Source organism: Virgisporangium aurantiacum, assembly GCF_016863635.1.
GTDB classification, from domain to species: Bacteria; Actinomycetota; Actinomycetes; order Mycobacteriales; family Micromonosporaceae; genus Virgisporangium; species Virgisporangium aurantiacum.
In genome coordinates, this window is the sequence record NZ_BOPG01000088.1 from 40,242 (window position 1) to 46,650 (window position 6,409).

At 71.0% G+C, this 6,409-nt stretch carries 5 protein-coding genes; 1 reads left to right on the plus strand and 4 read right to left on the minus strand.

Going from position 1 to position 6,409, the window contains the following annotated elements; genetic code table 11:
* The first annotated feature begins 222 nt into the window (after positions 1-222).
* On the plus strand, positions 223-1,206 hold the full coding sequence (locus Vau01_RS65105) for a hypothetical protein (protein ID WP_308440526.1): 984 nt from the start codon (positions 223-225) through the stop codon (positions 1,204-1,206).
* Here Vau01_RS65105 and Vau01_RS53030 read toward each other — a convergent pair.
* The 4 genes from Vau01_RS53030 to ssd form a co-directional block, all read right to left on the minus strand.
* A complete protein-coding gene (locus Vau01_RS53030) occupies positions 1,156-2,244 on the minus strand; it encodes a M23 family metallopeptidase (RefSeq protein ID WP_204009175.1) in 1,089 nt (362 codons plus the stop codon). The two genes, Vau01_RS65105 and Vau01_RS53030, sit on opposite strands and share 51 nt — an antisense overlap.
* 864 nt (positions 2,245-3,108) lie before the next feature.
* Positions 3,109-4,170: a DUF2637 domain-containing protein gene (locus tag Vau01_RS53035; RefSeq protein ID WP_204009177.1), complete on the minus strand. Its 1,062-nt coding sequence runs from the start codon at positions 4,168-4,170 to the stop codon at positions 3,109-3,111.
* Positions 4,171-4,457: 287 nt separating this feature from the next.
* On the minus strand, positions 4,458-4,739 hold the full coding sequence (locus Vau01_RS53040; RefSeq protein WP_204009179.1) for a helix-turn-helix domain-containing protein: 282 nt from the start codon (positions 4,737-4,739) through the stop codon (positions 4,458-4,460).
* Between the two features lie 202 nt (positions 4,740-4,941).
* Complete coding sequence (gene ssd, locus Vau01_RS53045) at positions 4,942-6,156, minus strand: septum site-determining protein Ssd (protein WP_204009181.1); 1,215 nt, start codon at positions 6,154-6,156, stop codon at positions 4,942-4,944.
* Positions 6,157-6,409 lie beyond the last annotated feature (253 nt).

Consider the following 6,409-nt stretch of genomic DNA (forward strand, 5'->3'; position numbering starts at 1 on the left):
GCTGCGCTCGCCCTTGGCCTAGCCGTGTCGATCATCGCCAATGTTCTCCACGCCGCCGACCACCCGATCAGTCAGGCCATTGCCGCGTGGCCACCCGTCGCGCTGCTGGTCGCCGTCGAACTCGTCTCGCGGGTGCCGATCCACCGTCGTGTCCTCGCCGCCATCCGTATCACCGCGACCATCGCCATTGCCGTCATCGCCGCATACATCTCCTACCACCACATGGCCGGTGTCGCGGCCCGCTATGGAGAGACCGACACCGCGGCCAAACTGCTGCCGATCAGCGTCGACGGAGTTGTTGTCGTGGCCAGCATCTGCCTGATCGAACTCACCAGCCGCATCGCCGGCTCTCACCGCCCGATCGGCCACCAGGCCGACCAACCGCCGCTCGACGAAGTTCGCGAAGGGACCGCCCGACTCCCGGAAGGCGAACCTCCGCAGGACGATGCAGACCACGATCACGAGTCGCGTGACCAGGCCGACGTGGCGCCGGTCCTGGCCACGGGAGACCGGCCCATCTGTGACCATCCTCGGAGTCCCGTCCGGGCAGACGCCGCCAGCCGGCACACGGATGCCCGCCCCACCGACAGGAGCGGCACCGGCACGGGTGAGCGCGCGGCAATCCGCGCACCCGCCCAACCCGATATGACATCGGCGACCGAAACCAAGACCCAATCCGCCGAGCCCCGACGGCGATCCGCCCCGTCTCAAACCGTATCGACCAGACCGGCACGAGCTCGAGCAACACCTCCAAACTCCGCGGACCGAACGCCGGCGGCCCCCGGAGCGACCAGCGCCATCACTACCAGAACCGTGTCGCCCACAGCCGGGTCGTTCACGGCCGGGTCATTCACGGCCGGGTCGCCCACAGCCGCGTCGCCCACGCCCGGGTCGCCTGCAGCCGCCTCGACGCGCGGGACACCGACCGGCCCGGCGACCCCGCCGGCGGGCCCGGGATCGGCGGAATACGAGCCAGTCTCTGCCGACGACGCCGTCATGTATCGGACCTGGCTCGAGGCTGTCGCCACCGGTCGAACGCCGACCGGTGTTGAACTCGCCCGGGCCGCTGGCCGCTCCAACGACCGCAGCGGCCATGGACGACGGGCCATCCGCCGCTACCGCGACGCCCACACCGTGCCGTCGTCAGGCGCGTCCTCAATCAGTGTTGGCCGGATGACACGTCGGCGGCAGTTCGACCGAACCTAGTGGGGCACATACCTGTTGCATGAACCGAATGGGGTCGACGGCGCTCTCTGCCGAATGATTTCCTCCGAGATGCACCTCGAAGTGCAGGTGTGGACCCGATGAATTTCCCGAGGTGCCCACAATACCGATGACCTGACCGACCGCCACTGACTGTCCTAGTTGGACATACGGGTGGACCAGCATGTGGCAGTAGCGGGTCACGACCTCACCCGCATGCAGAATGTCGACGTACCAACCGCATCCGCGGATCTGCGGTGATCCATCCACGTCGCAGCCGTGACTGGCCGGCACGACGTTGCACCGCACGACGGTGACCGTGCCCGCGGCAGCGGCCCGGATTGGAGTTCCACGGCCGGCGCCGAGGTCGACGCCGTGGTGCGTGGGTCGTTCCGCGGTGTGGAACCCGGAGACGACCCGAGCGAGCACCGGCTGGATCCACGGGCCGGCGGGGGCGCCGCAGTTGAACAGCGGCGTACCGGACGCTCCGGCCTGGCCTGACACCGCGTTGACCAACACGGTGGCGTCCGGTTCGTGCGTGGCGTACGCATCCGGGTATGCGCTGTGCTGCACGGCCTGTGCTGCCTCGGTCAACGGCATTTGCAGCCACCCGGGCACGGTGAGCAGTTTTTCGAAGAACTTCCGGGCCGCGTACACCGGGTCGCGGAGTTGCTCGCCTGTCCCCCAGCCTTGGCTGGGTCGCTGCTGGAATAGGCCGACAGAATCGTCCGGCCCGGCGGCGGTGTTGTGCAGGTCGGATTCCTGGATCGCGGTGGCCACCGCGATGACCGAGCCACGCCCCGGTACGCCCATCTGGGCGCCGACGACGGCGATCGTGGCGGCGTGGCCGACCTGCTCGGGGTCGAACCGGCCGACCGACGGCCAGCCACCGGGCGGCGCCGACATCGTGCCGGCTCCGCTGGGCAGTGGCCTGGTGCAGCTGGATCCTCCGCCGCCGAGCAGCAGCACGCCACCGGCGGCGCAGGCAATGACCAGGCCGATGATGGTGGCGATGACGGCGCCCAATGCCTTGCGGGTCATCGCGGCACCGCCCCGCGGACAGTCGGGTGGGTGTGCATGGAACCTCCAGATAGAAAAAGGGGCACGTTTGTGCGCGCTGCCGAGGCAGCGGAAGGGCCTGGAAACGACAAAAGGGCGCGCCTGTGCGTGCCGAATCGCGGCGACAGGGTTCGGCGGTTGGGGAAATGCGGCCCGGCCGGCTATGGGCGGCGGTGCTGTCTAGTCGGTGACGACGGTGGCCGGGCAGAGCCAGCCGAAGCAGCCATCGATGACCACCGAGAGGTGTGCATCCCCACGGGCCCATCCCCGGCACCGGGGGTGACGACAAGGACGACACGGCACTGCCGAGGACCGCGGCGGTGGTCAGGATGTTCGCCAGCCGGTACACCGCAACGTCGATCAGTGCGAGCGCCGCCCCGATCAGCACGAGCGCCACCCCGATCAGCGCCCAGCGCGTGTTGCTAGCCGCAACCCCGACGATGCGTGCGCCGCTGGCACTTGCCACCAGGGCGGCGACGACTTCCACCGCAGCCACGGCGGCGACCGGCTGGGCACAGGTTGGGCAGCGGCCGGCGGGCAGTCCGATCGTGGCCAGACCGCGCAACGCCACCGCCACGACCAGGGCGGCCTCCACCCCTAGTAGGCCCTGGATCGGTTACGGCCGGACCCGCCGCCGACGATCGCATGTCGCACCGCTGCACGCGGCGGGTAGCTGGCCGAATCACTCCAGTACTCACTTCAGTACTGGAGGACCCGACACCGACCAGCCTGTGACCGGGCATCGCCGGCTGACGGCTGACGTCGGTAGATGTACAGTCTGGCGATTCTGGCGCCGAGGTCACCATGATGCGTAACGCGGAAGGAATCTTGATCGGCCAACGGGGACTACTGCGACCCGGTGCGACGCGGCGGGCTATCCGGCGCCAACGCCGAGGAGCCTGTTGTCGGGCGGTGGTGGTTGCTGGCGGCAGCGAGCTCGGCGAGACGTACGGCGGGTGGGGTGGTCGAGTTGAGCAGGCCGGCCTCGCCGGCTCGACGTACGAACTGAATCTGTCGCCGGCTGAAGCCGTGCCGCTTGGCGATCTCTCCAAGGTCGGCCGGGTTGTCTTCCAGGTCGGCCCACACGCGAAGCCAACGCTGGTAGGCGGCAGGGTCGACGGGGATTCGACGCATGATGTCGACCGGCAAAGCAGTGACCTGCCCGGACCGCGTCGCGTCGATCAGCTCGGCGACGGTTTGAGCTGCGTGGCGGGCGCGCAGAGCGGCGGCGACGTGCAGCGACCCGTCCGGGCACAGCTGGTGGTAGGCCGCGGTCGCGTTGTCGACGGTGTCGATGCCCAGCAGCAGGGCGGTGCGGTATGCGCCGTAGGTGTCGCGTGGCGCGCCGAGACCGGGGATCCAGCGCCGCCATCCGAAGGCGGGCAGGCGTCGGCTGCGGCGGCCGGTGTCGCGTTGGTACCAGCGCCGGAATCGGCCGAGGACCGCCTCCAGCAGCGCCGGGCCGGCCACGGACATCAACGGGAAGAACCAGACGGCGTCCGGGGCCGCATCGGGTACGGTGCTGTGCCGGTAGTTGGCGAACGCGCTGCCGAACGCGAAGCACCACACCAGCACCCCGAACACTCCGGCGGGTTCGCCACGCCAGGCGCAGTAGACGGTCAGCAGCACACACACCCCGGCCGCGGCGTCCAACGCCACGACGACCAGCACCGACCACCGACGCGGCAACCCGAGGCCGGTGGGTGCGGCGGCCCAGTCGATGAGGTCCTGGCTGGACAGCGCAGTCGGGGTGCACACCACCGCCGCGAGCAGCACGCCGACGACAACCAGCAGGATGCCCATGGCGATCCGGGCCGCCCGGGAGTGCGTGGACAGCGGCGACGCCGAAGCTGGGTCGGCCACCGCGGCGGCAGCAGGACCGGCCGTAGGGCCGGCGGGGGCGGTCATGGCCGCCTTCCCGAGCCGGTCATGGGCCGGCAGGACGGTCCGTTGTGAACAGGTCCGACGATGAACACCGGGATTCTCCATTCGGGTGCACGCGTGTGCCGGCACCCGGAAGGCGCCGGCACACGCACTACGCGTGGATGCGTCGACGCCTGCCCGCACCGGGAGGGCATGCGGATCAGGCAGGGAGAACGGGTTAGGCGGGCTGGCACGCCGACTGGTTCGTCGGATGTGGACGGCCCTGGTGGTTGCGGGATCAATGTCCGGGTAGTGCCCGGGTGGTGCGGCTATCAGATGGCGGCGCGGAAGCGTTGCGGCCGGTCCTGGGTCCGCACCGCGAGTCCATCCCGGACCAGCTGCTTGCAGATGTTGATGATCGCGCCGCGAGATCCCGGCCGGCCCAGCACCCGGGCCACCTCGGCGGGGCTGAAGTCCAGCCCTGGATGGGCACGCAGGTGCGCCAGGACCATGGCGCGTAGCTGTCCGGCGGGCAGCGGAGGCTGCCGCAGTACGCGGGCGACGCCGAGCGGCCCGCGCCATGTCACGGCGAACCGGCGGCGCCGGCTCATCATGTTCCCGCTCCCGGCCGATGCGCCGGCCGGGAGATGAGGTGGTCCCGCCAACGACCGATCCACAGCCGCCACCACTGCCCCACGCCGACGACGGTGCGGTCCGGCTCGGCGATCACGGCCGCCCGAGGGTCCACGATGATGGCCTTCGGTGCGGTGGCATGGCGCGACGCCGCCGGACGGGACTGCTGTTGTCGGGCCGCCGTCACCGATGCCTCAGGCCGGCGAGCATCCGGGTGCACAGCGTCGCCAGCGAGCCCTGCCCGGTGGACGCAGGCGACTCGCCGCGTTCCAGGCCACGCGCGATCGCCGACTCGGAGCGGACCGTTCCGGCCAGCGGCACGCCGAGGGCCCGGGAGATCTCCCGCGCCGAGAGCCCACCTGGCGCCGGCGTACGGACCACCAGCGACATCGACCCGGTGTGCTGCAACGCCTGCGCCGCCACTCGCGCCGCGGCGGCGCAGGCCCGCAGTTCGGCCGGCACCACGAGCAGGGTGTGGTCGACGGCGGTGAGCGCGGCCACCGTGGCGTCGTCGAAACGGCGCGGCAGGTCGACCACGACGAGATCCCAGCCATTTCTGGCCGCGGTCAGCGCGGCCCTCATCGCCTCGACCGGCACGGTCGGGTCGTCGTTGCGGCCGCAGGACAGGACGGCCAGCTCGCCCAGCTGCGGCAGTGTCTCGGCCAATGCCGGGATGCTCACCGCTGCGGGCGTGTGCGTCAGGTCCGACCAGCGAAGCCCGGGCATGCCCTCCAAGCCGAACACCAGGTCGAGTCCACCACCGAACGGGTCACCGTCGATCACGAGCGTGCGCCGACCCAACCGGACGGCGGTGACGGCGAGGCCGCACGCCAGGACCGTGGCGCCGGCTCCGCCACGCCCGCCGAGCACAGCCACGAGCGTGCCGCGAGTCTCGGCAGGGACCGGCGTCGGCGTCTGGGGACGCTGGCTCGCGAGCAGGCTGTCAGGTATCGCGGCGGCCAGCGTCGACAGCCGGTCGGCCAGCCACGGTGCCCCGGCGGGCAGCATCGCGATGTGCTCGGCGCCGAGCCGCTCGGCGGCCGCGAACGGCGGGTCGTATTCGTCCCCGCGTTGTGCGCCAACGACGATCACCCCAGGGCGTCTGGGCAGCCGGGCCCGCACGCAGGCCTCGGCGAGGTCGACGCCGACCAGCACGACGGGTGCCGACCCGAACCGGTCGCGGGCGGTGACGGGGTCAGGTGCCACGTCGATGTCAGCAGCACAGCGGTGAGCGAGGTCGAGTACCTCGTCGAGCAGATGCGGGTCGGCGGTGACGAGCAACGGGCGGGTCTGGCGGAGATCATCCGCCGACAGGTCGCGCACCGGCGCCGGGGATTGTGGGGTGGTCGGGTGGCGGCCGAACTGGTCGGCCTCGAGGTTTGGGTCAGGGGATTTCATGTCTGGTCGCTCCTCGTTGTTGCGGTGAAGGTGTCCGGGATGTGGTGGGCAGACCTGTACCGACCAAGCCATGCCGGTGTGCATCACGCAGCTCCTTGCAGGAAACGGGAAATGCCACCCCGGTTTCGGGATGGCGTGCAGGGCAGTGGCGGTGTGGGCCGGCGCGTAGGTGCCCGGTCGGTGGGCGCCCGGTCGGTGGGCGCCCGGTCGGTGGGCGCCCGGTCGGTGGGCGCCCGGTCGGTGGGCGCCCGGT

What these genes read in the sequence shown, in the direction of transcription:
- Vau01_RS53035 (WP_204009177.1), bottom strand. Translation starts at nt 4,170, where the DNA reads ATGACCGCCCCCGCCGGCCCTACGGCCGGTCCTGCTGCCGCCGCGGTG.
- ssd (WP_204009181.1), bottom strand. Translation starts at nt 6,156, where the DNA reads ATGAAATCCCCTGACCCAAACCTCGAGGCCGACCAGTTCGGCCGCCAC.
- Vau01_RS53040 (WP_204009179.1), bottom strand. Translation starts at nt 4,739, where the DNA reads ATGATGAGCCGGCGCCGCCGGTTCGCCGTGACATGGCGCGGGCCGCTC.
- Vau01_RS53030 (WP_204009175.1), bottom strand. Translation starts at nt 2,244, where the DNA reads ATGACCCGCAAGGCATTGGGCGCCGTCATCGCCACCATCATCGGCCTG.
- Vau01_RS65105 (WP_308440526.1), top strand. Translation starts at nt 223, where the DNA reads ATGGCCGGTGTCGCGGCCCGCTATGGAGAGACCGACACCGCGGCCAAA.